We start from the raw sequence: 24,196 nt of genomic DNA, 5'->3' as shown, positions 1-24,196 counted from the left end.
CTCAGGGTGGCGGCTTACCATCCGAAATGGCACAACGCCAGGCGGATAGTTCTGGTTGGCGCTATCCTGATCGTCACCCTGGCCTACGGCAATCATCGCTGGCAGCAGTTTCTGCATGCCCGAGGCATCGAGCAACTTTCCTGGCAGGGCCTATTCTTCACCTCCAGCGGTCCAGTCCTGCGATATCTAAAACTGGAACAGCGGCAAGCCAGCGGCGGCCGTCTGCAAATCACCGCCGAGCACTTGCGGCTCGATTGGCCGACGCACGATGGCCAGGGCTGGCACTTGCCGCAATTGCGCATTGCCCGACTGGACGTGGACTGGCAAGCTCCGAGCATCGGAGCAGCACCGTCCTCGGCCGGCTCGCCCGATCCGCACAGCCTGGCCGCTCTTCCCCGGCATCTGGCGATCGATACCTTCACTGCCAGGCTTCCCTGCACCAATGGCCGTTGCCTCCTGCAAGGCTCATTGCAGGCACAGCATGCCGGCCCCCTCCTGCTGCCGGCCAATCTGGACCTTCGACTGCAGCATGAAGGACGGCAACTGATCCTGGATGCAAACCTGGACGGCCAGGCTGACTTTCAGGAACTGGTAATGCAGGCACGCATACTGCTCAACGGGCAGGCCCGCATCCGGCTATCGAGCACCTTGAGCAGCAACGACACGGAACAGACTTGGCGGGGGGAACTGGCCATGCCGGGTCTGCCCGAGGCCCCTTGGCTGCGGGACTGGCTCGGACAGTGGCTGGAACCCTGGCGAACGGATGCCAGTCCCGCCCTTCAGGCCGTGAAACTCGAAGCCGACTGGCAGCTCCAGTGGCCACGGGGCCCACTGGAGCTGTCCAGATTGCGCAAGATGGCACAGGGAGAAGCCCGCCTTCGCGCCAGCCTGCCCGAAGCCTGGCCGGCACCGGGGATAGGCCTGCTGAAAGGCGACTTGGACTTGAATCTGGTCGGTAGCGCAGGAAAGTGGCTACCCCGCCAGTTGCATGCCGATCTCCACCTGACTCGACCACAGGGCACCTGGCTGGAGGGCATCCCCGAGCCCCTGCGGCCAGGAGCATTGCAGTTGCAGATCGCCCCCCACCCCATCAATACCTCAAGCAAGACGCCGCATTTCCCCATGAGCCTGCGGTTGCACAGCCAAGGTCCGCTGCGGGCGCTGTTTCAAGGCGAGCTGAATATCGCCTCTCAATTGCCCGACTGGTGCGTCGAACTGAAGGGCGGCACGCTCGAGATCGACGCACCTCGCCTGCAGTTTTCCGGCAACCGCCTGGAGCGATTGAACGTTCGCTTGCGGATGGCCGGTCAGCTCGACCACGAACGCCTGCGATTGGCGCTGGACGAAGGATCGCATTTCAGTCTCGGGCGGCTGGCACTGGCCGAGTTGCTCCTGGAAGAATTGCAGGGTCAACTGGCTGGCCTGCACCTCACAGCCGAACCTGTCGGCGAAGGGCTGCGCGTTTCGCAACTGGGCGGCCCGCTGCACCTGCAGACAGCGAATCTGCGGCATCCCCGCCTGCATGCCCAGGGCTGGCGTTGGCAAGGTCGTCTCGATGGCGGAGACGAGCATCAGCAACTCGGCGGCATGCTGCAGGGCGAGCGGGGACTGGGCATGAACCTGCAGCTACGGCGTAGCTCAGGCGGTGCATTGGCCATGGAGGCCCGGCTGACGGAAATCCTCCTGCAGGCCGGCAACCCGCTGGCGGCGACCTTGAGCGACTGGCCCGCACGGCTCGAGTTGGATAAAGGGCACCTGCAAGGCAGCGCCCACCTGTACTTGAGTCCCGGTAAGCCACGGCAAGCCGAGTTGAAGCTGCAATCGCAGGGCCTCTCGGGAATCTATGAGCGCAGCGAACTGGACGGTCTAAGCGGGCGAATTCAGGCACGACTGCGCGGATCGCATCTGGAATTGCAACTGACCGAGTTGGAGGTGACACATCTCAACCCCGGCTTCCCGCTCGGCCCACTGCGCCTGCGAGGCCAGTATTCGGCAAGCCTGGCGCAGCCACTGCGCGGTCGACTCGCCTGGCAACAGGCCGAACTCGCCCTGCTGGACGGGCGCGCCTGGCTGCCTCCGTCGAGCCGGGATTTGTCGACAGGCTCGGCAAGCCTTCCGCTTCAGCTCGAAGGGCTGCAGCTCGGTGAGCTATTTCGCCTCTACCCGGCCGAAGGACTGGCTGGCCGAGGGACCCTGGATGGACGCCTGCTGCTACTCTTCGGACCGGCCGGCGTGCGTATCGAGCAAGGTCGACTGGACAATCGCGGCCCCGGCATATTGCAGTTCCGCTCCGAAAGAATCCGCACCCTCGCCCGCAGCAATCCAGCCATGAAACTGGTGGCCGACGCACTGGAAAACTTCCACTTCAGCCGGCTATCGAGCGACCTCGGTTATGATGAGCAGGGCAAGCTGCGCATGGGGCTGCGTCTCGAAGGGCGCAATCCCACCTTGGAAAAAGGCCGGCCCATCCACTTCAACATCAACCTGGAAGAGGATATTCCGGCCCTGCTGACCAGCTTGCAGCTCTCCGATCGCGTCAGCGAAAGGATTCGGCAACGCGTGCAGCAGCGACTGCGAAAAAGCCCCGACGCCCCCTGATTGGAGAACCCATGCGCCTGCGCCATCTGTTCGCCGTCCCGCTGCTTGGCCTGCTGGCCGCTGCCTGCACGCCCACAGTGCAACTGGCCGTCCCCGACGAGCCGATCAACATCAACCTCAATGTGAAGATCCGGCACGAAGTCTATGTCAGGGTGGACGAGGCCCTGGACGATATTATCGACAAGGACAGCGGCTTGTTCTGAGGAGATTCCATGAAGATCCGCGCACGCATGACAACCCTGCTGATCGTGCTGGGCCTTGCCTTGCCAGCCCTGGCAATGAGTCTCAACGAAGCCATGGGAGCCCTCTCCGACGCCAAGGCTCGCGGCCAACTGGGCGAGATGCCCAACGGCTATCTGGGCGTGGTCAGTCCAGGCGATCAGGCCGAAGAAATCGCCCGTCTGATCAACCAGGCACGACGCACCGAATACCAGCGTCTTGCACGGGAGAACGGCATCAAACAAGGCGATGTGGAAGCCATCGCCGGACAGAAGGCTCTAGAGAAGACCGCGAAAGGCCAGTACATCCAATTGAACGGCAAGTGGATACGCAAATGATCCCATCCGAAGAAGTATCACCGGCACTCGATGCGAACGACCTCCGGCAGATCACCGCAACCACGTTGCAACACTACACTGCATCTGCCGAAGCCTTCCGCGAAGGTACCCGCGATCACGATGTCCGCCAGAACATCGACGCTCTACTGCGCCACATCGAAGGGCCATCGCCTTTCACTATTCTCGACTTCGGTTGCGGTCCGGGGCGCGACCTCAAGGCCTTGCGAGCTCTCGGCCATCAGCCGATAGGCCTAGACGGCTGTCCCCGCTTCGCCGAAATGGCCCGCACCGAGTCGGGCTGCGAGGTCTGGCAGCAGGACTTCCTGCGACTCGATCTGCCGACTGGACGTTTCGACGGCATCTTCGCCAACGCCTCGCTGTTCCATGTCCCCAGCCAGGAACTCTCCCAGGTGCTAGGCAAGCTGTATGCAGCCCTCAAGCCTGGCGGCGTGCTGTTCAGCTCCAATCCACGCGGGCACAACGAAGAGGGCTGGAATGGTAACCGCTATGGCAGCTATCACGACCTCGACGCCTGGCGACGTTATCTGAACGCGGCCGGCTTCGTCGAACTCGAACACTACTATCGCCCCACCGGTCTTCCATGCGAGCAACAACCCTGGCTCGCCAGCGTGTGGCGCAAACCAGGACTCTGATGCAAGAGTATCGCTAACAGACGGGACTCTCAGGTTCGCACAACCATTCTTGCCCGACCGACCGGCCAGGATAAGTTGACAGGGAGCCGATAGAAACCCGCGCTTCGAAGCTTCCAACCAGTCGCTGGTTATCCTGGTTGAAAAGCTTTCTATAATGGTCATTGACGCAAGACTTCCAGCGCTCCACTCTCCCGCCATCCTCGATGGGGTTATACAATAACGACGGAAACCGCTTGAGTCTGTCCCGCTCAATTGCCTGCTATCATTTCCGTGGCACATTTTTACTTGGAAAGCAGAGGAGACTTGTGGTAACTACCCGACAGCCGTGATTCGTATACAATATGGAAGCCTCTTCGATAACTGTCCGGTCTGGCAAGAAGCAGATTGATACAATCCAGTCAGGCTGGCATACGATGAAAGGGCTCCTTTCCTGACAGCGGTCTAGAATAACGAGAAAGTGCGCTGTCGAAGCTTCGTTGCCTCATGAATATGGAATTACGCTCCATCCGATAGATCAGGATGCGCATTTAAATTCATATGGCAACTTTTCCTTGTTCAATATTCAAAATTGACAGGTAAGCCCATTGAGCTCACAACAAATCACCGAAGCCGAAATGCGCGAGGCATTGGGCCTTGCCCCAACAAAGCCCGCTCCCGAGAAGCACAAACACCCATTCAGCTACATTCTGGTGGAGTTGAGTGTACGCAAACTGACTGGTGGCCCGGCATTCCGGTTCGAATACAAGTCTCGTTCGCTCAGCACCCTGGAAGCGAAGCTCGAAGCGGAGAAGGCCGTACGCAAGAAAGGACTTGAAGTCTGGGCCGTGCTTGATGTCCGTCAAGTCAGCGAGTAAGCAGAAGAGATCTTTCAAAGGCCATCGGATGGCCTGTCATCGCCAGTGTGAAAAGATCAGCTGACTGTTCGGACCAAGGCCTGTCGGCATAATGGTATCGGTCGACATATATCGTCGTGCGAACGTCACGAGAAAAGGCGAAAGACTTGATCGCATAAAAAAAGCCTTGCAGCTCAAGAACTGCAAGGCTCTGGATATGGCGGGGAGATAGGGATTCGAACCCTAGGTACCCTTGCGGATACAACGGATTTCGAATCCGTCCCGTTCGACCACTCCGGCATCTCCCCTGGGCGGCGCGCATGATACCAGCTCGAATGCCTTTGGCGAACCCCCTCGCATGGATTTTTTTGTGTGCATTCAGGTAATTGGCTAACTCCGGCAAGTACTGCAGCAAAGCGACGGCCCGGCTTCTCAGCAGGCCAGGCGGGTCAGTGCTTCACGGTATTTATCGGCCGTCTTCCGTGCGACTTCGAGCGGCAGCGCCGGTGCCGGCGGCTGCTTGTTCCAACCGATGGACTCCAGCCAGTCACGCACGAACTGTTTATCGAAACTTGGCGGATTCCGTCCATCCATATAGCTATCGGCCGGCCAGAAACGGCTGGAATCCGGCGTCAGCACTTCGTCCATGAGCGTCAGGGTACCATTCTCATCAAGACCGAATTCGAACTTGGTATCGGCGATGATGATGCCCCGAGTGGCAGCGTATTCGACGGCGGTACTGTACAGGGCAATGGAGGCATCGCGTACTTTTGCCGCCAACTCCTTGCCGATGATCTCTTCGCAGCGTGCATATGTGATGTTTTCATCATGAGCGCCCAGTGCCGCCTTGGTAGAAGGCGTGAAGATCGGTTGCGGCAGCTTGGCTGCCTCCCTCAACCCGGTTGGCAAAGGAACGCCACAAACGGTACCGCCCTTCTGATATTCCTTCCAACCGGAACCGACAATATAGCCACGCACGATGGCTTCCACCGCCACTGGCTTGAGGCGCTTCACAACCACCGCCCGTCCTTCGACCAAGGGCAACTCGGCGGCTGGAACCACATCCTCGACCCGATCTCCGGTGAAATGGTTCGGCACTATGCCAGCCAGCTTGCCGAACCAAAAATTGGAGATGGCAGTGAGAATCTTGCCTTTGTCCGGAATCGGCTCGGCGAGAATCACATCGAAAGCCGACAGCCGATCGCTGGCCACCATCAGCATGCGCTTGGCGTCGACTTCATATAGGTCGCGGACTTTGCCCGAATAGATTTTCTTCAGGCTGAGGCTGGTAGGTGTAGTCATCGCGTCTTTTCGCCTTTATCAAACAAAATAGGCGAAACCGGAAAGGTTCCGCCCATCGATTCATGCCATGGCCGAAACGGTCACAGAATGCGACCTAGGGCCGTGCAGCATTCAACCCAGATGTTCCTGGAGCATATTCAGCACCCGGCGCGCCACCCTTTCCGGAGCGAAGGTATTCATGTCCTTTTCCACCGTGACCTGGATGCCCTCCGCAATCCGGGTCAGGCGTACCTGATAGCGTTCGGCGCGAGCCTCCACTTCCTTCGGGTCCTCCTTCCCGCCAAATAGGCGCCCGAGAAGCCCCTGCTTCTCATTCCTGTCGGCCTTTTCAGCAAGGTTGATGTAATACACCCCGAGACTGCGGTTGATGTCCTCGACCCGTACATTGCCCATTTCCAGGGCGCGACCGATGCTCGACCAGGCCCGGTCGAAATCGGCATCCAGGTTCAGGAAAGGGTTGCCATTGCCGTCCTGCGAAAGGGTGACACGGCTCGGCGCATCGAAGTCGCGGGCGGCCAGCAGGGAAACCGAACTGCCACGCTCGGCGCTACGCATCAGACTGGCATTCATCTCGTCGAGCAACGCTGCATCCAGACCAGTATCGGCACGACCGGCCGCTCCATCGCCGGAGCCGCTACCGGACGGACGCAATGCACTGCTCACGAAAATCTCGCTGGAGTTGCGCTGAACACCGGGTTCGACACGCACACGTACCCGGACCTCGCCCGCCTGCCCGGAGACACGACCGCCCAGTCGGCGCGCCAAAGGTACGGATAGTGCGTCGAGCGGTTGCCAGGCGGTGATGAACTCACCGGCGGAAAGGCGCTCCTCGGAGAAGCTGAAGCCGTTATCCTCGAAAAACTGCCGGAGCATCGGCCAGACCTCCGCTGGCGCACGCTGAGCCACGAGCCAGCGAGAGTCGCCACTCTGCTGCAGGCTGAACTCGTTGACCTCCTGCCCGCTCTGCAACGCCTGGGGGCGCGGCACCTCGAAGTCAGAGTCGTGTTGCAAATCGGCGACATTCAAAGGCACCGGCAGTAACGGATCGATGCGTTTGATCTCGACATCCGCTGGCAAGCGCATCGGAGCGGTCTGCCGTGCCTCGAGATAATCGCTGCCGCGGTCACGGAAATACCCATGCTCTCCCCATAGCCAGCCACAGCCACTGGCACTCGAAAGGATCACGGCAAGGGCGGAGAGCCCGGCCAATCGCTTCATGCACAATGCTTCCCGATGATCAAGCCAGCGCACCGATCTGGCGGAGAGCCTGACGCAGCGGCTCGTGGCAAGCGGGGCTCAACGGGGTCAGGGGCAGACGAATACCCTCGGGAATCAAGCCCATCTCGTACAACGCCCACTTCACGGGAATCGGATTGGACTCGAGGAACAACGCCTTGTGCAATGGCATCAGACGCTCGTTCATAGCCCGAGCGATGGCCGCCTCGCCACGCATGGCCGCAGCGCACAGATCACTTATGGCGCGCGGAACGACGTTGGCAGTCACCGAAATATTGCCCTTGCCGCCCATCAGGATGAGTTCGACAGCGGTGGGATCGTCGCCCGAATACACCAGGAAGTCCTTAGATACGCGCGCCAAGACCTCCCGACCACGCTCCAGGTTACCGGTCGCCTCCTTGATGCCGATGATGTTCGGCACTCTGGAAAGGCGCTCGACGGTTTCCGGCAACATGTCGCAGACCGTGCGCCCAGGCACGTTATAGAGAATCTGCGGAATCGCCACGGCCTCGGCAATGGCGCGGAAGTGCTGGAACAGGCCTTCCTGGGTCGGCTTGTTATAGTAGGGAGTCACCAGCAGGCAGGCATCGGCACCGACGCTCTTGGCGTTTGCCGTCAGTTCGATCGCCTCGCGGGTACAGTTGGCACCGGTACCGGCAATCACCGGAATCCTGCCATTGACCTGATCGACCACACGACGGATGACTTCGACATGCTCGGCGACGTCCAGGGTCGCGGACTCGCCCGTGGTACCGACCGCGACGATAGCGTTGGTATCTTCTTGCAGGTGGAAGTCCACGAGCTTGCGCAGGCCGTCCCAATCCAGACCGCCCTGCGCATCCATGGGGGTGACCAGAGCCACCATGCTGCCCGCAATCATGCAACCACTCCTGCCGGAAAAATGAGTCGTAATGGTACTGTCGCCATCTGGCTTGTACAAGTTGACCACAAAGCCCAAGCATTCCCCTCGACGCTGCTTTTCGTTACTCTTCTGGCTTTGTTCGGCGCCTCTTGCGACGACGGCTCATCGTTTAGGAAAGCTGCATGTCCACCCCTCTCGTTCGCGAACAGTTCCTCGTCATCAGCGTTCTCGGCGGCGCCCCCATGGAGCTGACCAACGTGCTGTGCCGTGCTAGCCAGGAAAGCCGCTGCTCAGTTGTCAGCACCCGCCTGACCCGCCACGGCGAAATTTGCGCCCTGGTCGTACAGGTGGCCGGCAGCTGGGACGGATTGGCACGCATGGAGGCAAGCCTGCCGGCGCTGGCCAAGCGGCACGACTTCACCTACAACCTGACCCGCAGCCAGCCCCTCGACAATCGCCCGCAGGCATTGCCTTACGTTGCCTATGTCAGCGCAGCCTACAGGCCAGACATTCTCGCCGAGCTCTGCCAGTTCTTCATCGACCACCGCGTCGAACTGGAAAACCTCACCTGCGATACCTACCAGGCACCGCAAACCGGTGGCACCATGCTCAACGCAACCTTGACCGTCACCTTGCCGGCCGGCACCCAGATCAGTTGGCTGCGTGACCAGTTCCTCGACTTCGCCGATGCCCTGAACCTCGATGCCCTGATCGAGCCCTGGCGCCCCCAGAATCCCTAAGGAGTCTCCATGCCCGTCGCCCTCGAGCAGCCCGTTCCCGACTTCCAAGCCCAGGCCACCGGCGGCCAGACGGTTTCGCTCGCCGCACTCAGAGGCCGGCAGGTGGTCCTGTACTTCTATCCGAAGGACAGCACGCCGGGCTGCACCACCGAAGGCCAGGGCTTCCGTGATCGCCACGACGAGTTCCAGGCGGCCAACACCCTAGTCTTCGGTGTTTCCCGGGACGGCTTGAAATCCCACGAGAACTTCAAGAGCAAGCAGGCCTTCCCGTTCGAGCTGATCTGCGACAAGGAAGAACAGCTTTGCCAGCTGTTCGATGTGATCAAGCTGAAAAAACTCTATGGCAAGGAATATCTGGGGATCGATCGCAGCACTTTCCTGATCGATGAGGATGGCGTACTGCGCCAGGAGTGGCGTGGCGTGAAGGTCTCAGGCCACGTCGACGCCGTGCTGACCGCAGCCAGGGCTTTGCAGCAATCCCGCTGAGCCCGGCGGCCAACGAGCCTACGTCAAGCCTTGCGTAGCCAATAGCGGAAACGATCTCCTTCGATCTCCTCATGGAGCAGGCGATGACCGGCCAACCGGGCGAAGGCATGAAAGTCCCGTTGCGAACCAGGATCCGTCGCTGTCACCTTGAGCACCGCTCCGGAAGGCAAGCGGTTCAACTCAAGCTTGGCCTTGAGCAAAGGCAGCGGACAACTCAGGCCACTGGCATCCAGTTCGGCATCGCAGGTATCGGCCTGCCACTCGGCATCAGTCATAGGAATCTCCAGAAAAGGTCCCAAGGATAACTAAGCCGATAGAGAAGTGACCAGTCGCCTGCCCGGCGTGCCTACCGACACCGAGGCGCCTAGACTTGAATGGATACAGCAATGCCTTTGAACGTCAGAACCTGCCGCATGAATTTCCTGCGCCCCGGCCTCTTCGCTCTCGCATGCCTGCTCGCACTCCCTGGCGCAGCCAATGATCTGCCGTCACTGGGGGATGCTAGCTCGGCCATCGTATCCCCCACTCAGGAGCATCAGCTTGGCCGAGCCTGGCTCAGCCTGCTACGCGGACAGGTTCCCCACCTATCCGATGCACAACTGAAAGACTATGTGGAAACCAGTGTCTATCGCCTGAGCGAAACCAGCCAGGTACAGGACCGTCGCCTGGAGTTCGTCCTGCTCGACAGCCCGCAACTGAACGCCTTTGCCGCCCCCGGCGGCATCATCGGCGTGAATGGCGGCCTTTTTCTCTACGCGGAGACCGAAGCCGAATACGCCGCGGTGCTGGCCCACGAACTGGCGCACCTCTCGCAGCGCCATTTCGCGCGTGGGCTCGAAGCCCAGCAACGCCTCCAGCTCCCCATGATGGCCACCATGCTTGCCGGCATCATCGCTGCCGCTGCAGGTGCCGGAGACGCCGGCATGGCGGCAATCGCCTCCAGCCAGGCGGCGGCAATGCAAGAAATGCGGCGCTTTTCCCGCCAGAACGAACAGGAAGCCGACCGCATCGGCCTGCTCAATCTGGAAAGGGCCGGTTATGACCCACGCGCCATGCCGAGCATGTTCGAGCGCCTGATGCGTCAGTACCGCTACGACGCCAAACCACCGGAGTTCCTTCTGACCCACCCGATCACCGAATCGCGCATCGCCGATACCCGTAACCGCGCAGAGCAGTATCGCCCGGGCGGCCGTCAGGACAACCACCGCTACCAGTTGATGCGCGCCCGTGTGCAACTCATCTACGAGCAAACCCCTGGCATGGCCGTGAAGCGTTTCCGCGCCATGCTCGACGAACAACCCGCATCTACGTCCGCGCGCTATGGACTGGTGTTGGCCCTGACCAAGAGCGGCCAGCTCAACGAAGCCAGGGAAACGCTACTGCCCCTACTCAACACGTCGCCCAACGACATCGACTACAATCTTGCCGCGGCTGCCCTGGACATCACCGCCAACCGCCTTGCGGAAGCCGAAGCTCGGATCAAGCGCCTACTCACCCTGTATCAGGACAACTACCCGTTGCGCCAAGCTCAGGCAGACCTCTTGCTCAAGCAGAATCAGCCGGCAGCAGCGGAGAAAATACTCAACGAGTTGCTCGCCAATCGTCCTCAGGACCCGGATGTCTGGTACATGGCCGCGGAAGTTCGCGGCCTGTCCGGCGACATCATCGGAGTACACCAGGCCCGCGCCGAGTACTTTGCCTTGGTCGGCAATTATGACCAGGCCATCGAACAATTGAATTTTGCCAAGCGTCGCGCCAGCAGCAATTTCCAGTTGGCTGCGCGCATGGATGCCCGGCAGCAGGAACTGAAAGAAGAAAAGAAGATGATCGAGGAAATGCTGCACTGATCTGTGAAAAAGCCCCCGAAGATCTGGCCGGACCTCTCCTTTTCAGAGGGCAATCTTTCCATCAGGCATTGCTGGCGAGCTTCAGGCGAGCTGCCTGGGTGAAGTCAAGCATGCGTGCAAGTGGCTTGACTGCCCGCGGGATCAGAACAGGATCGACGAAAATTTCGTTGATGCCTCTACGTAGCGTCGCCAAGGTACGCTCCAGGGTATTCATCGCCATCCAGGGACAATGCGCGCAGCTACGACAGGTCGCGCCATTCCCCGCCGTGGGCGCCTCCACGAAGTGCTTGTCCGGGCAAAGCTGTTGCATCTTGTAGAAGATGCCGCGATCGGTAGCCACGATAAGGGTCGAATTGGGCAGTGTTTGTGCAGCCTTGATCAACTGACTGGTCGAGCCCACTGCATCGGCTAGTTCGATCACCGCCTCCGGGGACTCCGGATGGACCAGCACGGCAGCGTCGGGATAAAGCTGTTTCATGTCGAGCAACTGCCTGGCCTTGAACTCCTCATGAACAATACAGGCGCCGTCCCAGAGCAGCATGTCGGCACCGGTTTCGCGTTGGACGTAGCGACCGAGATGGCGGTCCGGAGCCCAGATGAGCTTCTCGCCATTGTCCATGAGGCTTTCCACGATCTCCAAAGCGCAACTGGATGTGACCACCCAGTCGGCCCGTGCCTTGACCGCCGCCGAAGTATTGGCATAGACCACCACCGTGCGCTCGGGATGCTGGTCGCAGAAGGCAGAGAACTCCTCCACCGGACATCCCAGATCTAGGGAGCAGGTCGCCTCCAGGGTCGGCATCAGCACGCGTTTTTCCGGATTGAGGATTTTTGCTGTCTCGCCCATGAAGCGCACACCGGCGACGAGCAGCGTCCGGGCCGGATGCTGGCTGCCGAAGCGGGCCATCTCCAGAGAATCGGCGACGCAACCGCCGGTTTCCTCGGCCAGTGCCTGCAACACCGGGTCGCAATAATAATGGGCGACCAGTACAGCGTTTTGCCTGCGCAACTCAGCGGCGATCTCGCGACGGTAATGGGCTTCTTCCTCAGCGCTCAGCGGCCTGATCTGCTTGGCATCGAGATGGGCCTGGATGAGGAAGCGTTCGGAAATGTGGGTCATATTCGCTGGGACCTGCAGGCACGGGCGCGGAAAGCGAGTATATCATTCTGCGGCTCGGCAACAGAGGGCGGAGCGCGGCGGGGAAGATCGAGTGAAAAGACGTATATCGTTCAGAAGAGATTTCCGAAGGACCGCGAGAACTCTGCAAAAGTTACCCACGGCCAGCCGGAGCCACCGCCATCATCGCCTAAAGCTGGAGCGGCTCAGGCGCTTGGCATTGCCCACCACCCGCCTATGCAGCGGAGCCACCCCCTCGCCCAGTACATCCAGCATGGCGGACTGAACCGCCTGCGCCGACTTGAACCATGCATCCTTGCCGACCAGCATCGGGTTCCACGTCCTCATCAGCGAGAAGGCCAGCTCCTGATTGGCATGGAACATCTGCAGGTACATGGCCATCCAGGACTCACCGAAGGCGGCCACCTTTTCCGTTCCCATCAGTTGGAACTCGCGTCGGTCCTTGGCGGTCGGAGCCGTCCCCGCCATGGCCATGCGTGCCATGCGCTGCGCGACGACAAGCGGCACAGTCATTGCCAACTCGACTACTTGCTTGGAAGCACTATTCATTCGGCGACGAGCCCGAGCCATACCGTCCTCCACGAAGCGCACCATGAACGGCGCGGCAAGGTTATGAACAACCGCAAAGCCCACTGCCAAGAACAATAGCAGAAGGAAGCACAGGAATCCGCCCAACCGATTACTCCACTTTCGGACCGACACCCGGACCTGGCTCAGTTCCCAAACCACCGGCTCGCGCCTGGCTGGCCTGAAGGTCCATGGCATGGCCGATACCCGCATCGGCCGACGCCTTCAGATCAGCCCCAGCAGGGGCCACCAGGTGAAGGCGAAGAGAAGCAGCAGCGCATAGCCGGCCACCGTGAGCCAGAGGCCGACCATGGTGAACTGTCGCGTGGTGAAGGTTTCCGTACCCAGACAGACCATATTCTGAGGTGCGCTCACGGGCAGGATAAAACCGAAGCTGATAGTGAAGGCCAACAGCATAGCGATGCCCGGTGCGTTCAGATCCGGCACGCTGGCCAGCACATTGATCAGGATCGGCACCAGGGCGGCGGTCAACGCGCTGGCACTGGCAAAGCCCAGTCGATCAGAATCAGGAAAGCCGACAGCAGGGCGAAAATGGCAAAGGGCGACAGCGTATCAAGCTGGAAAGCCTGCACCACGGAACTGGAAAGCCACTGTGCCGCCTTGGTATCGAGCAGCCCGTGCCCAGGCTGATGCCAACGGCGAAGACGATCACCGTTCCCCAGGGAATCAGCTTCTGCGTCTGTTTCCAGGTCATCACGCCGATACCGGGAAGCAGCATCAGGGCGACACCGGCGATTGTGCTGGAGGCGGTGTCGAGCGAATGAAGCTTGTTCTCCGTCGCCCAGAGTCCGAGGAGAACAAGCGAAATCGCCAGCAGGCGCTTTTCAGGAGCCGTCATGGAACCCAGGGCTCTGTAGGATTCGGCCATGGCCTGCTTGCCACCGGAGATTTCCTCGATTTCTGGCGGCAACACCCTGCGCACCACGAAATAAAGGATGACCGACATGATACCGCTCAGGGCGCGCTAACGATCAGCTAATTGATCCAGGCCAGCGCCTGGTCGGCGCCGAACTGCTTCTCCAGGAACCCCCGCGACAACAGGTTCTGGGCGGCGGAGGTCATGACGCCGATGTTCCAGATGCTGGTCGCCTGGACGATGGTGATCATGATCGAAGCGGCAATCCTTACCTGAAGCTGGTCAGCGGTTAAACCAAGAGCCTCAGTTTGAGGAGGCCGTGACGGCCGAATGCCTATGCCTCCTACGGCGTCACTTTCCCTGAGGCAGCGCTCGAAGTTAATGACGCGACCAGCACCAGTAGCACACCGACTAGCACGTAGGGAATGCCGGGGCCAAGCTCGTACAGCGAGCTGCCCACCAACGGTCCCAGCACGATTCCCAAGCCTTGGGCTGCTCCCACCGACCCTGCGGTCGCTCCCTGTTCATGAGGCTGCACTGAATTCGCGGCCATCGCCGAGAAGGCTGGAAATACCCAACCCATCCCTGCGGCAGCGAAGAAAAAACACACCATCAATGCCCATTGCGTCGACACCAAGGCAACAGCACCGAAGCCGACGGCACTGACGAGGGCTCCAACACGGATAAGCCGTTGCGGCGTCCAGTGCAGTTTGCGCACTATCGACTGGGCGGCGATCAAGCCGACACCAACCAGGGTCAGCGCCAAACCTGCGGCTCGAGCTGCGGCTTCGGGCTCCAGTTCCAACCGGTCGATGGCAAAGAACCCCACAGTGATTTGTCCAATGGTAACGCTGAACATCGCGGCGAACGCAACGACCATTGGCTGGCGCAACCGTGTGTCGCACAGGCGAAGAGCGATGGAAGCGGTACCGGAAATCTGTTCATTGCGCGGCAGCAGGCACCACAGGATAGCAAACGCCAACAAGGGCAGCAGGGCCGTCACATAGAGCGGCAAACCCAGGCCATACTGGGCCAGCGCAGCTGCTATCGCCGGGCCTACGACCAGTCCGATGCCGTTGGCTGCGCCGAGTGACGCCATGGCGCCGGCACGCTGATCGGGAGCGACGTGATCGGCCACCAGCGCCTGGCTGGCCGCCGGAATTGCGGCGAAGAACGCCCCGACTGCTCCACGGCTGACGAGCAGCCCGGCAAAAACCAGACTCACCGCAGGCAGCACCTGTAGAGATGCGATCAGCAGGGCGCACATGGCCCAATAGGCGAGCATGAATCCGCCGACCCCCATCAGGAGCACTGTTCGCCGCCCACGCCGATCGCTCAGTGCGCCCCAGGGGCGCGACAGCAGCATCCACAGCACGCCGCCAACGGTGACCACCGCGCCGGTCTGCCAGGGTGCCAAATGGAGCGATCGCGCAATCGGTCCAATCAAGGACACGAATGCCATCATCGCCATGGTGCATATCATGTAGGCCGCCATCAGCGGCCTGATGTCGAAACGAGTCCTGCTCGCCAGAACGTCACTTTCAACTGCAGTCGATATCGTATTGTCTTGAGTCATTTCATTTCACATCCACGGCGCCGGGCTTGGCGAAGGCGTTTCCGAAGTCAGACAATGGGCCCAAGCATTGCCTGAAAAACAGGAGCGAGCGTCAGCACAAGGAGGACGCCAACAAGCAAGCAAATCGACGCGATATGCAGTGCCTTGGCAAACGGCATCTTCCACTTCTTGAAATCGTCGTCCCGCCGTGCTGGCTGACGCTCTTAAGCGCAATTGCTCTGATTCGTCCTGAGTACTTGATAGGTATCCATGCGGTCATTCCTGTCATCTAAGCTTTTGCTTTTGTATGCCTGATTTTCAGTACAGGTAAGTCGCGGTCAAATCGACCGTTCGGCCTGGCGCCACCTGTGCGAAGTTTCCTGTAGCACCGTAGGAAAATCCGTAGGTGCGATAGTCCTTGTCCGTCAGGTTCTGGGCATAAAGCATCAATTCCAGATTGCGGGTCGGACTCCAGCCCAGACCGGCATCGACCAGGGTATAGGTCCCTTGGCGCAGGGTATTGGCGCTATCAAAATAGTGCGCACCCGTGCGGCGTACGGAAAGCTGTGGCCTCAAGACGGAACTGCCCAAGCGCACATTGCCCTTGAGCGCCAGCGTCAGGCTATATTTAGGTGCCAGCGGCACATCGTTGTGGTTGCAGCCGGTGCAGGCACTGGAGTCCTCGAAGCGGCGGAAGGTTGCATCATTGATGAAGCCTCCCGCGCTCAGCGTCCATTGCCGGGTGACGTCCCATTCGGTGTTGAACTCCATGCCCACCGAACGAGTGTCGCCTACGTTCCTCAGCGTCTGGTTGCCCATTTCGCCGTCACCATAGAGCTGCACATCCTTGCTGTCCACGCGGTAGACGGCAAAGCTGGCGCGCACGTCGAGACCTGAATAGCGCCCCCCGACTTCGTAACTAATCGAGCGTTCCCGGCCGTAACCCTCGGCATCGTCTACACTTGATGGCGCCAAGTTGTAGCCCAGTGGCTTGTAGCCCTGAGCCACATTGACGTAGCCGCGCCAACTGGGGGAAAACTGGTAGCCTGCCGCAAGGTGGCCTAGCCAGGTCGGCTGGTTGGCTGAAGCCCGCCCCTCGAAGGCACTGCCCATCATGTCCCCCTGAAAACGGGTTCTGACCTCGTCCCGCGTGAGGCGCAGGCCGGTGGTGATATCGGCCTTGCGGGTCAGGTGCCACGTCATATCGCCGTAAACCGCCAGCGATTCGGTCCGGTTGCTGGAAGAAGAATCCATTACCCGGTAAAGATTGGGAAGCACCATGTCAAACTGGTAGCCGCGCGACATATCCACTTCCTGCCGGTACAGGCCGAATACCGCATCCCAGGCTCGGGAAGACGCCTCCTCCTGGTCCGCTCGCGTCGACAGGCGCACCTCTTGAGTATTCTGTTTCCAGTGTTCCGAGAACTGCGGGAAATAAGCATCTAGCGGCCAATAGCGCGTAGTACGTACCCGCTGGCTGCTGGCAATGACACTAAGACGCCAGAGGTCGAAATCATGTTGTCCGTTGACGGCGAAACTATTGGCGCAGCGTTTCTGGTAGAAATCCCGATAGGCCTCGGGCAAATTCGGCAATACATATGCCTTGCGGGACTTGTAATCATCGAACAGCGTATAGACTTCCTGGTCACCCTTGGCACAATCACGGCCAGCGCTTAGGCCCAGCTCCCATGAGCTTCCCGTCGGCGTCAGGCGCAGCTTGACATTGCCCGCGCGCGAACGAATGCCACCCAGCTTGTCGCTACCGATGACATCGCTGCGTACATCGCCGTTGGCGTCATTGCCCAGAAGAGAGATCGAGCCATACAGTAGATCCTTGATCAGCGGTCCTGAGCCCTCGGCCTGCAACTGATAGCCATCGCGGCTCGATACCCCGGCACGGGCGGCAAACTGTGGTATGTCGTTCGGCTTGTGAGTCACGACGTTGAGTACGCCACCCTGGGCGCTCTTGCCGTACAGCGTGCCTTGCGGCCCCTTGAGCAACTCCACCTGCTCGACACCCAGCAAGGACTGGGCGGCAAAGATCGGCAACTGCGGAACCCCGTCCATATAAACGGTCAGCGCCGGGTTGTAGAAATCCTGAGCGGACGTTACCCCTCGCAGGGTAATGATCGGAAATAGGAACGTGGCACTGTGCGACATATACAACTCGGGAAACACTCGGTCTAATTCCATGGTCGAGTCGACCTGGGCATCATCCAGCGTCAGGCGATCCACCACGCTGGTTGCGCCATTGAGCTTGTCCAGTGTCTCGCCGCGTTTGCTGCCCGACACTACGACCGGGGCCAGCGAATAAACGTCCTCACTTCTTTGCACTGTATCCTGTGCCTGCGCAGTACTCATTTCAGTTAGGGAATGAAGCGAGACCAAGGCAAGGGGGAGCAGACGCAACTTGAAACGCTGCATGTTTCAATCTCCTACCAACTCAACGTCTTGATCTGGGTCACAGGCCACATGCCAGCTTTTCACGCTCTGCTGGGCCTGCCACATGCGCGCATAACGGCCCTTTTCAGCCAGCAGTTCGGCATGCTTGCCTACCTCAACCACCTGCCCTTCATCAATCACCAGAATCTGGTCGGCGGCGGCAATGGTGGAGAGCCGGTGCGCGATGACGATCACCGTACGTTCGCGCACCAGCGCGTCGATGGCAGCCTGCACGGCCACCTCGCTCTCGGTGTCCAACGCGGCAGTGGGCTCATCAAGGATGAGGATGGGGGCGTTCTTGAGCATGGCGCGAGCAATACTGATGCGCTGGCGCTCGCCGCCCGAGAGCCTGTCGCCGATGTCCCCCACCCGCGTCTGGTAGCCCTCGGGCAAGCGGGTGACGAATTCATGGCAACGCGCGGCACGTGCGGCGCCTTCAACTTCTTCATCCGTGGCATCGGGCCGGGCCATGCGGATATTGGCCAGGATGCTATCGTCGAACAGGTACACGTCTTGGAACACCGCCGAAATCAGGCTGTTGAGCATCTCCGGCGCGATGGTGCGGATGTCCACGCCGCCGATCGTGATGCGCCCGGCTTGCGGGTCGGTATGGCGCATCAGCAGGCGGGTTACCGTGGTCTTGCCGGAGCCTGACGGCCCTACCAGCGCCGTCAGGCTACGCTGCGGCAAACGGACGGATAGATCGCGCAGTATTGGTTCGCCGGACAACGCATAGGCAAACCACACTCCCTCCAACGCGACATCGAAACACTGGGGCACCTGTGTCGGCACCTGCTGCGGTAAAGGGACAATCCCGAGCAGGGCATCGATCTTGACGAACGCTGCCTCGATCAAGTCGATCACCTTGGAATACAGCACAAAGGTTGCCAACGGCTCGCTGAAGCGCACGACGATGACCATCAAAGCCGCCAGCACGGCAATATCCAGCGAGCTCTGCGCCACGAACACCACCCCGAGGAATACCACTACCAGAATCGCCAGCTCCATCACCGTGGCCAGGATCAAGTTGGGTTTGGCTCCTTTCTGCTGTCCGATGGTCTGGATCTTTTCCAAGTGCAGAAAGCTGGCATGCAGGCGCTCGGCCTTCTCCCCGGTGCGGCAAGTCGCACGTAGCACCGGCAGACCCTGGGCATATTCGAGGATATCCGCACTGGCGCGCTCATTGGCATCGGCCAGCATACGCATGCCACGGCCATACGCCGGACGGCGCCAGCGGTACAGCGGAATCAGCAGCGGAAACACCAGCAGCAGGATCAGCCCCATGCGCCAGTCGAAATACAGCGCTACCAACGCCACCGTCACCGGCGTCAGCAGGGCAGTGGACATCATGTTGGCGATCGTCAGGATATAGCTGAGCGCCTCGTCCACGTTCCCCAGCAAGGTCGCATTGACCCCGCCGGCACGCTTGTCCTGTAACACTGTCAACGGAATGCGGCGCAATTGCGCGCCCAGTTCGGAACGCAGTTCATGCGTGCTGCGCACCATATCGCCGCGATAATCGAACCCTAGCGCCCACCAGCGGATGACCGTGCTGGTCAACACCAGCACCGTCATCGCCAATAGCCACGGCAGCGCCGCACACCAGCGGGCATCTGGCATCAGTGCCTGGAAGAGGGGAATCAGGCACGCCAGCGCCAAGCCCTGCGCGATGGCGGCCGCCGCAAGGCCCATCAGGCTGGCGCGCAGCCTAGGCGCACGGCTGCGGGCACTGATCATCAATTGACGCCACGTCTCACGCAGGGGCGTGATGCGCTGACCGGATTCTGGAATACTCATGCCTGTTCTCCCAACAGCGCCCAGTCCTGCGCCTTTTCATAGTTGTTCCACAGCCGTGCATACACACCGCCTTGTGCCACCAGTGCATCGTGCCGGCCACGCTCGGCCAGCCGCCCTTGATCGAACACCAGGATCTGGTCCGAACCACGGATGGTGGAGAGCCGATGCGCCACCATCAGCACGGTCTTGCCACGCATCAGGTTGGAGAGCGCCGCCACCAGTGCGGCCTCGTTTTCCGGGTCGGCAAAGGCCGTGGCCTCATCGAGCACTAGGATCGGCCGGTTCTGCAGGATGGCGCGGGCGATGGTGATGCGCTGGCGCTGCCCGCCGGAGAGAAACACCCCCCGCTCACCGACCGGCGTGTCATAGCCTTGCGGCAAGCGCTCGATGAAGTCATGGGCCTGAGCGGCACTCGCGGCGGCCATGACTTCATTCATCGTGGCGCCTTCGATTCCCAGGCGGATGTTGTTGGCGACCGTATCGGCGAACAGAAAGGTGTCTTGAAACACGAACGCCACGTGCTGCATCAGGACATCGGGCAGCATCTCGCGTACATCCACGCCCCCGACCTTGATGCTCCCTGCGCTTACATCCCAGAAGCGTGGAATCAGCCGCGCCACCGTGGTCTTGCCCGCACCGGACGGCCCTACCAGTGCCGTCACCGAGCCCTGCGGCACCTTGAAGCTCGCGTTCTGCAGCACCAGGGGCCCGTCGCTCGTGTAGCGAAAATCCACCTGATCGAAACAGACCGACCCATCCACGGGTGTTCTGGCCTGCTGCTCCTGCGGCACTGGCAGTTCCGGCTCGGCCATGACCTCCTGGATGCGGTGGATGCTCATCTGCGTCTTGGTCACCAGATGCTTGAGCGACATCAGCGGCAGCAGCGACTCGGCCATGCCGGTGCCCACGAGCAGGACGGCTAGCCAGGTGGCCGCGTCCAGCGCATCACGGCTGATCAGCCACCCCCCCAGCCACACCAGCACCGCCAGCGTCGGCAGTGGGTTGAGGATCGCCATCGACAGACGCGATGAAAATCCGGCCATGCGATACCACTGCAACACCACCTCCATAAACTCATCGAGGGCACGCTGGTAACGCTGGAAGGTGGTGGTGCCGATATCAAAGGTGCGCACCACCGGCATCGCCTGAACATACTCCACGACCGCTTTGCTCACATGCTCACCAGCGGCGTGGTAACGCTGCATCATTTCACCACTGCCACGCATGGCCAGCGACACCACCGCCATGCCGACCGCCAGCACCGCTGTGGCCGCCAGCGCCAGGCGCCAATCCAGCCACCACAGCAACACGAACGTGAGCACCGGCGACACATAGGCCCGCGCGTATAAAGGCGTGCTGTCAGCCACGAATACATGCAGCGCCTTCACGTCGTCCATGACCACCTTGGTCAGCGCCCCGGAGCCGGTCTGCTGCACGAAGCCCAGCGGCACGCGCGCCAAATGCCGTGCCAAATCGGTACGCAGCAGTGTCTCCAGGCGGAAGGCGGCGTAGTGCGACTGATTGAATGCCGACAGTCGCAAGACAAAGGCCAGCACAGTGAGTACGACCACCAGGCCCAGTGGCAGCCAGGGCCACTGGCCGGGCTCGGCAAGCAGGGCGTGCACCGTCCAGGCCAGTACGGACAAGGCCCCCAGCGCACAGGCGGCGGCCAGACCGGCTAGCACCATGGCGAACCGGATCTGGCCTTGTACTGGCCGCATGATGGTCCAGACACTTGCGCCTGACCCGGCGCGTTGCTTATCTGGCATGTACGGCTCCTTGAGAGGCTACGGGTGCGCTTTTCTCGGTGCACACATGGCGCCACACGACCCCGGTGGCAATGACCATCAACGTGCTCGCCAGGCCAAAGCAGAAGTGGTAACCCAGGTGCTCGGCCAGCCAGCCGCCGGCTACGCCTCCCGCCATGGCGAGCAGTGCGTCAGCGCTCTGGAACACCGTGAAATCCACCCCCGCTTGCAGCGGAGACGTCAGCTTCATCAGCGCCGAATACAGCGCGACCCAAAGGCAGCCCAACACCGCGAAGGTCAGGCCGACCAGAATCGTCAAAACCGTCAGCGAAGCCGCCAGCGCCGCCAGCGTCAAAACCAGCAGCACGCAAGCCTTGAGGCCGACTGCGATCCAAACCGCCCGCCAGCCCGGTGCGATACGCACCAGCAGCCCACCCAGCACGGCACCCGTCAGCCCCGCGCCGATATGCAGCGAGCTGAACAGCCAGCCCACCTGTTCCAGACTCATGCCGCGATCCAGCATGAAAGGACCGAACATACCTAGCGTCAGCCGTACGCCGACGCTCGACAGCAATATCATCAGCAGACCTATGCGCACCTGCGGGCGCCGCAATGCATGCCACAGGCCAGGTCGATGATCGACCGCCAGGGCCTGATCGCGCAGCGGCTCTCGCAGCCGCAGCATGGGCAGCCCCAGCAGTACGATGGCCAGCCCCACGACCACCAGCGCCGTCGGCCACCCTGCCTTGCCCGCCACCAGCAGAAAGCCACCCGCCCCCAGCGTGGCACCGACATAACTGCCGCCGACTTGCACCGCGTTGCCCCAGCCACGTTGTTGCCCAGCCAACTGCTCTACCGTGAAACCATCGCACGCCACATCGGTGCTTGCCGCCACCATCGCCGCCAACAACAATCCGGCCAGCAGCCATATGGCAAAGCTGTCTAGCGATACCTGGCTCACTAGGCTGACCAGCCCCAGCAACACCAGGATGGCCGCCATCAGCCATTGGCCCTTCAGCACCAGCGACCGAGACCGGCGTTCCAGCCGCCCAGGGGGTAGCCGCATGCGCTCCACCCATGGTGCCCAGAGAAAGCGGATCCCCCATGGCATCCAAAGCAGGGCGGCCAAACTCGCGACCGTCAGTGAAGCCCCCTCACTGCGCAGCAGTGACGGCAGCGCCTGGGTGGTCAGCGCCGTGATAATGGTCTGGCTGACATAGATACCGGCAATGGCCGGCAGAACTTGGGTCGCCGTGAGGCGGCGTGGAGTGGAAGAAGACGTTGACATGCAAGAATAATCCGCAGCGGAAATGGCCGATGCCATGAGTTGTTGTTCAACGGTTGACCGCAATTTCACTTTGTGATTGCGGGTGTTCAGCGACACGTCCTAGGCTTATACTGATAACGGTTATCATTTCTAAATGAGCTAGAACGCGCTAACGGTTTACGGAAAAAATTTGATGTTTTCAGGATAAATTTATGGCGGGGATCGCGAAGTCAGGATCGGATCAACCTGTACTTGAACCGAGCAAACTGCAAGAAGACGGCCTTGAAGGCGTACCTGAGGATTGGCAGCATGCCGTGCACACGTACCAGCCTTGCGAAGGCCTTTACATCAATTGCATCAGTGGCCGCCCCGGCGGCACATGGTCCTTCCAGGCGGAAGGACCGGCAGCGTTCAGTATCAACATCCTGCTCGAAGGCCGCATACAGACCGCTTTCGACGACGGCGCAGTTGTCAATGTCAGTGCCGGCTCAACTATCCTAATGGCATCGGGCGAACCTGCCTCCGGCTGGGATGTGCTCGACGGCCAGACCGACGGTGCCTTCCGCTTGGTTAGCATTCACCTGCCGCAGGAGGCCATGGCCAACCTGACCGGGCTGCACATGGACGAGCTGCGCCGGCGCGCCCGCGCACTGCCAGGCGACCAGTCGCATATCGATGCCTTTCTCGGTGTGGTGCCGTCCTCTAGCACTATGCAGCGAGTCGCTTGCGACCTGCTCGGTTTTGGCCGCAGCTACGCCGCCCCCTGCCTGTCCCGAGACCTGTACCTGCGCGCCAAGGCGATGGAGGGTATCGCCTGCTTCATGCAGGAAAACCTGGAGCTGGCCGATATGCCCTTGCCCGTTCCTGCCGACCGGCAACGGCTGATCGAAGCGCGGGCACTGCTGGAGAAGAACTACGGTCAGGAGTGGACCGTTCAATCGCTGGCACGCGCCGTGGGTCTGAATGAAAAGCGCCTGCAGCAAGGCTTCCAGGCGCTTTACGGGTACCCGGTTCATGCCTGCCTGACGCGCATTCGACTCAACGCCGCGGTTGCCCTGCTCAAGCGGGGCGTTAGCGTCACCGAAACCGCCGCTTGCTGTGGGTTCGCCAATCTCAGCCACTTCAGCCGGATGTTTCACGGCCACACCGGCATCACGCCGAAGCAATGCGCCCTGGGCATCAGCCCACGCATCGCGCAGCAAGACACCTCCATGCCTTTGCTCTGATCCTTCGAGCCGTACGGCAAGGCATGCCGCCGTACCACACGGCCGACACCTTCGTGGTGGCAACGACGGCCGCTGTGACGCGCCCGAAGCGCTCCTACCCCGCCCCCGCGAAGACCACGCAGCAACAAAAATCCTGGATATGTCAAATTTTTTCCGCAAACCGTTAGCACGGTTTGCGGAATCTGGCGATGATTGAGCCAGAGAAGTGGGATTACAGCGAACCGTAAGCGCCTTCGCGAGCGAATACACTCAACGTGCATGTTTCGCGCGCCCGGCGACCTCAGAGCGCTGTGGCTTAAATAGGGCTAGGCTCGGCCGGCTAACAGGGCTCTTTTGCCAATATAGTAAATAATTCTCATTATTACTTTTATTAGAATTTAATTTTGGGGAACTGCAGATGATATTGAGGATGGATGGGCGCGTAGACAGGCCTCTGAGGGCCCGGTCGGAGCGCGTGTGCAACGG

The 24,196-nt window shown here is 60.7% G+C and carries 23 protein-coding genes and 1 tRNA gene; 9 read left to right on the top strand and 15 right to left on the bottom strand.

What is annotated here, in order from left to right:
* Nucleotides 1-6 precede the first annotated feature (6 nt).
* The 5 genes from ACGI6K_RS06425 to ACGI6K_RS06405 all read left to right on the top strand — a co-directional run bounded on the left by ACGI6K_RS06425 (nucleotide 7) and on the right by ACGI6K_RS06405 (nucleotide 4,662).
* The gene (locus ACGI6K_RS06425; protein WP_376942117.1) at nucleotides 7-2,598 is read left to right on the top strand and encodes a YdbH domain-containing protein; all 2,592 of its coding nucleotides are present in this window, start codon (nucleotides 7-9) and stop codon (nucleotides 2,596-2,598) included.
* An 11-nt stretch (nucleotides 2,599-2,609) separates the two neighbouring features.
* On the top strand, nucleotides 2,610-2,801 hold the full coding sequence (locus ACGI6K_RS06420; RefSeq protein ID WP_376942115.1) for a YnbE family lipoprotein: 192 nt from the start codon (nucleotides 2,610-2,612) through the stop codon (nucleotides 2,799-2,801).
* Nucleotides 2,802-2,810: 9 nt separating this feature from the next.
* Nucleotides 2,811-3,155 carry a YdbL family protein gene (locus ACGI6K_RS06415; RefSeq protein ID WP_376942113.1) on the top strand — a complete coding sequence of 115 codons (345 nt, stop codon included), beginning with the start codon at nucleotides 2,811-2,813 and terminating at the stop codon, nucleotides 3,153-3,155.
* A complete protein-coding gene (locus tag ACGI6K_RS06410; protein WP_376942111.1) occupies nucleotides 3,152-3,808 on the top strand; it encodes a class I SAM-dependent DNA methyltransferase in 657 nt (218 codons plus the stop codon). The genes ACGI6K_RS06415 and ACGI6K_RS06410 overlap by 4 nt, the downstream gene beginning before the upstream one ends.
* A gap of 584 nt (nucleotides 3,809-4,392) precedes the next feature.
* A complete protein-coding gene (locus ACGI6K_RS06405; RefSeq protein WP_376942109.1) occupies nucleotides 4,393-4,662 on the top strand; it encodes a hypothetical protein in 270 nt (89 codons plus the stop codon).
* A 197-nt stretch (nucleotides 4,663-4,859) separates the two neighbouring features.
* On the opposite strand, the gene ACGI6K_RS06400 is transcribed toward ACGI6K_RS06405, so the two are convergent.
* The 4 genes from ACGI6K_RS06400 to dapA form a co-directional block, all read right to left on the bottom strand.
* Nucleotides 4,860-4,949, bottom strand: a tRNA-Ser gene (locus tag ACGI6K_RS06400).
* Nucleotides 4,950-5,073: 124 nt separating this feature from the next.
* Nucleotides 5,074-5,943: a phosphoribosylaminoimidazolesuccinocarboxamide synthase gene (locus ACGI6K_RS06395; RefSeq protein WP_376942107.1), complete on the bottom strand. Its 870-nt coding sequence runs from the start codon at nucleotides 5,941-5,943 to the stop codon at nucleotides 5,074-5,076.
* Between the two features lie 111 nt (nucleotides 5,944-6,054).
* Nucleotides 6,055-7,161 (bottom strand): outer membrane protein assembly factor BamC, encoded by a 1,107-nt coding sequence (gene bamC, locus ACGI6K_RS06390; protein WP_376942105.1) that lies wholly within the window; start codon nucleotides 7,159-7,161, stop codon nucleotides 6,055-6,057.
* Nucleotides 7,162-7,180: 19 nt separating this feature from the next.
* A complete protein-coding gene (dapA, locus tag ACGI6K_RS06385) occupies nucleotides 7,181-8,059 on the bottom strand; it encodes a 4-hydroxy-tetrahydrodipicolinate synthase (RefSeq protein WP_376942103.1) in 879 nt (292 codons plus the stop codon).
* A 164-nt stretch (nucleotides 8,060-8,223) separates the two neighbouring features.
* On the opposite strand from dapA, the gene ACGI6K_RS06380 reads away from it, so the two are divergent.
* Together ACGI6K_RS06380 and ACGI6K_RS06375 are read left to right on the top strand one after the other, a co-directional pair.
* Nucleotides 8,224-8,781: a glycine cleavage system protein R gene (locus ACGI6K_RS06380; protein WP_376942101.1), complete on the top strand. Its 558-nt coding sequence runs from the start codon at nucleotides 8,224-8,226 to the stop codon at nucleotides 8,779-8,781.
* A 9-nt stretch (nucleotides 8,782-8,790) separates the two neighbouring features.
* Complete coding sequence (locus ACGI6K_RS06375) at nucleotides 8,791-9,267, top strand: peroxiredoxin (RefSeq protein ID WP_376942099.1); 477 nt, start codon at nucleotides 8,791-8,793, stop codon at nucleotides 9,265-9,267.
* Nucleotides 9,268-9,290: 23 nt separating this feature from the next.
* On the opposite strand, the gene ACGI6K_RS06370 is transcribed toward ACGI6K_RS06375, so the two are convergent.
* A complete protein-coding gene (locus tag ACGI6K_RS06370) occupies nucleotides 9,291-9,542 on the bottom strand; it encodes a sulfurtransferase TusA family protein (RefSeq protein WP_012702066.1) in 252 nt (83 codons plus the stop codon).
* A gap of 138 nt (nucleotides 9,543-9,680) precedes the next feature.
* Here ACGI6K_RS06370 and ACGI6K_RS06365 point away from each other — a divergent pair, with 138 nt between their 5' ends.
* A complete protein-coding gene (locus ACGI6K_RS06365) occupies nucleotides 9,681-11,114 on the top strand; it encodes a M48 family metalloprotease (RefSeq protein WP_376942096.1) in 1,434 nt (477 codons plus the stop codon).
* Nucleotides 11,115-11,175: 61 nt separating this feature from the next.
* Here the strand turns inward: ACGI6K_RS06365 and nadA are convergent, their stop codons facing one another.
* From nadA to ACGI6K_RS06315, 10 genes are all read right to left on the bottom strand, one after another.
* The gene (gene nadA / locus ACGI6K_RS06360) at nucleotides 11,176-12,234 is read right to left on the bottom strand and encodes a quinolinate synthase NadA (protein WP_376942094.1); all 1,059 of its coding nucleotides are present in this window, start codon (nucleotides 12,232-12,234) and stop codon (nucleotides 11,176-11,178) included.
* Nucleotides 12,235-12,414: 180 nt separating this feature from the next.
* Nucleotides 12,415-12,927, bottom strand: coding sequence for a polyhydroxyalkanoate granule-associated phasin (locus ACGI6K_RS06355; protein ID WP_376942089.1), 513 nt, complete (start codon nucleotides 12,925-12,927; stop codon nucleotides 12,415-12,417).
* Nucleotides 12,928-13,044: 117 nt separating this feature from the next.
* Nucleotides 13,045-13,335: an anion permease gene (locus tag ACGI6K_RS06350; RefSeq protein WP_376942142.1), complete on the bottom strand. Its 291-nt coding sequence runs from the start codon at nucleotides 13,333-13,335 to the stop codon at nucleotides 13,045-13,047.
* Nucleotides 13,336-13,345: 10 nt separating this feature from the next.
* Entirely contained in the window at nucleotides 13,346-13,786 is a 441-nt protein-coding gene (locus ACGI6K_RS06345; protein WP_376942087.1) for an SLC13 family permease, read from the bottom strand.
* Between the two features lie 29 nt (nucleotides 13,787-13,815).
* The gene (locus tag ACGI6K_RS06340; protein ID WP_376942140.1) at nucleotides 13,816-14,028 is read right to left on the bottom strand and encodes an anion permease; all 213 of its coding nucleotides are present in this window, start codon (nucleotides 14,026-14,028) and stop codon (nucleotides 13,816-13,818) included.
* An 11-nt stretch (nucleotides 14,029-14,039) separates the two neighbouring features.
* Nucleotides 14,040-15,191 (bottom strand): MFS transporter, encoded by a 1,152-nt coding sequence (locus ACGI6K_RS06335; RefSeq protein ID WP_376942138.1) that lies wholly within the window; start codon nucleotides 15,189-15,191, stop codon nucleotides 14,040-14,042.
* A 378-nt stretch (nucleotides 15,192-15,569) separates the two neighbouring features.
* Nucleotides 15,570-17,675, bottom strand: a complete 2,106-nt coding sequence (locus ACGI6K_RS06330; protein ID WP_376942085.1) for a TonB-dependent receptor — start codon at nucleotides 17,673-17,675, stop codon at nucleotides 15,570-15,572.
* 3 nt (nucleotides 17,676-17,678) lie between these two features.
* A complete protein-coding gene (locus tag ACGI6K_RS06325; protein ID WP_376942083.1) occupies nucleotides 17,679-19,490 on the bottom strand; it encodes an ABC transporter ATP-binding protein in 1,812 nt (603 codons plus the stop codon).
* Nucleotides 19,487-21,259, bottom strand: a complete 1,773-nt coding sequence (locus tag ACGI6K_RS06320; protein WP_376942081.1) for an ABC transporter ATP-binding protein — start codon at nucleotides 21,257-21,259, stop codon at nucleotides 19,487-19,489. The genes ACGI6K_RS06325 and ACGI6K_RS06320 overlap by 4 nt, the downstream gene beginning before the upstream one ends.
* A complete protein-coding gene (locus tag ACGI6K_RS06315) occupies nucleotides 21,249-22,622 on the bottom strand; it encodes an MFS transporter (RefSeq protein WP_376942079.1) in 1,374 nt (457 codons plus the stop codon). Before ACGI6K_RS06315 ends, ACGI6K_RS06320 begins: the two co-directional genes overlap by 11 nt.
* 95 nt (nucleotides 22,623-22,717) lie before the next feature.
* On the opposite strand from ACGI6K_RS06315, the gene ACGI6K_RS06310 reads away from it, so the two are divergent.
* On the top strand, nucleotides 22,718-23,731 hold the full coding sequence (locus ACGI6K_RS06310) for a helix-turn-helix transcriptional regulator (protein ID WP_376942077.1): 1,014 nt from the start codon (nucleotides 22,718-22,720) through the stop codon (nucleotides 23,729-23,731).
* Nucleotides 23,732-24,196: the final 465 nt, after the last annotated feature.

The organism is Azorhizophilus paspali, assembly GCF_043587585.2.
Classification (GTDB): Bacteria; Pseudomonadota; Gammaproteobacteria; order Pseudomonadales; family Pseudomonadaceae; genus Azotobacter; species Azotobacter paspali.
Note: the sequence above shows the minus strand (reverse complement) of the source record. Positions and strands in the feature narration are given on the sequence as shown.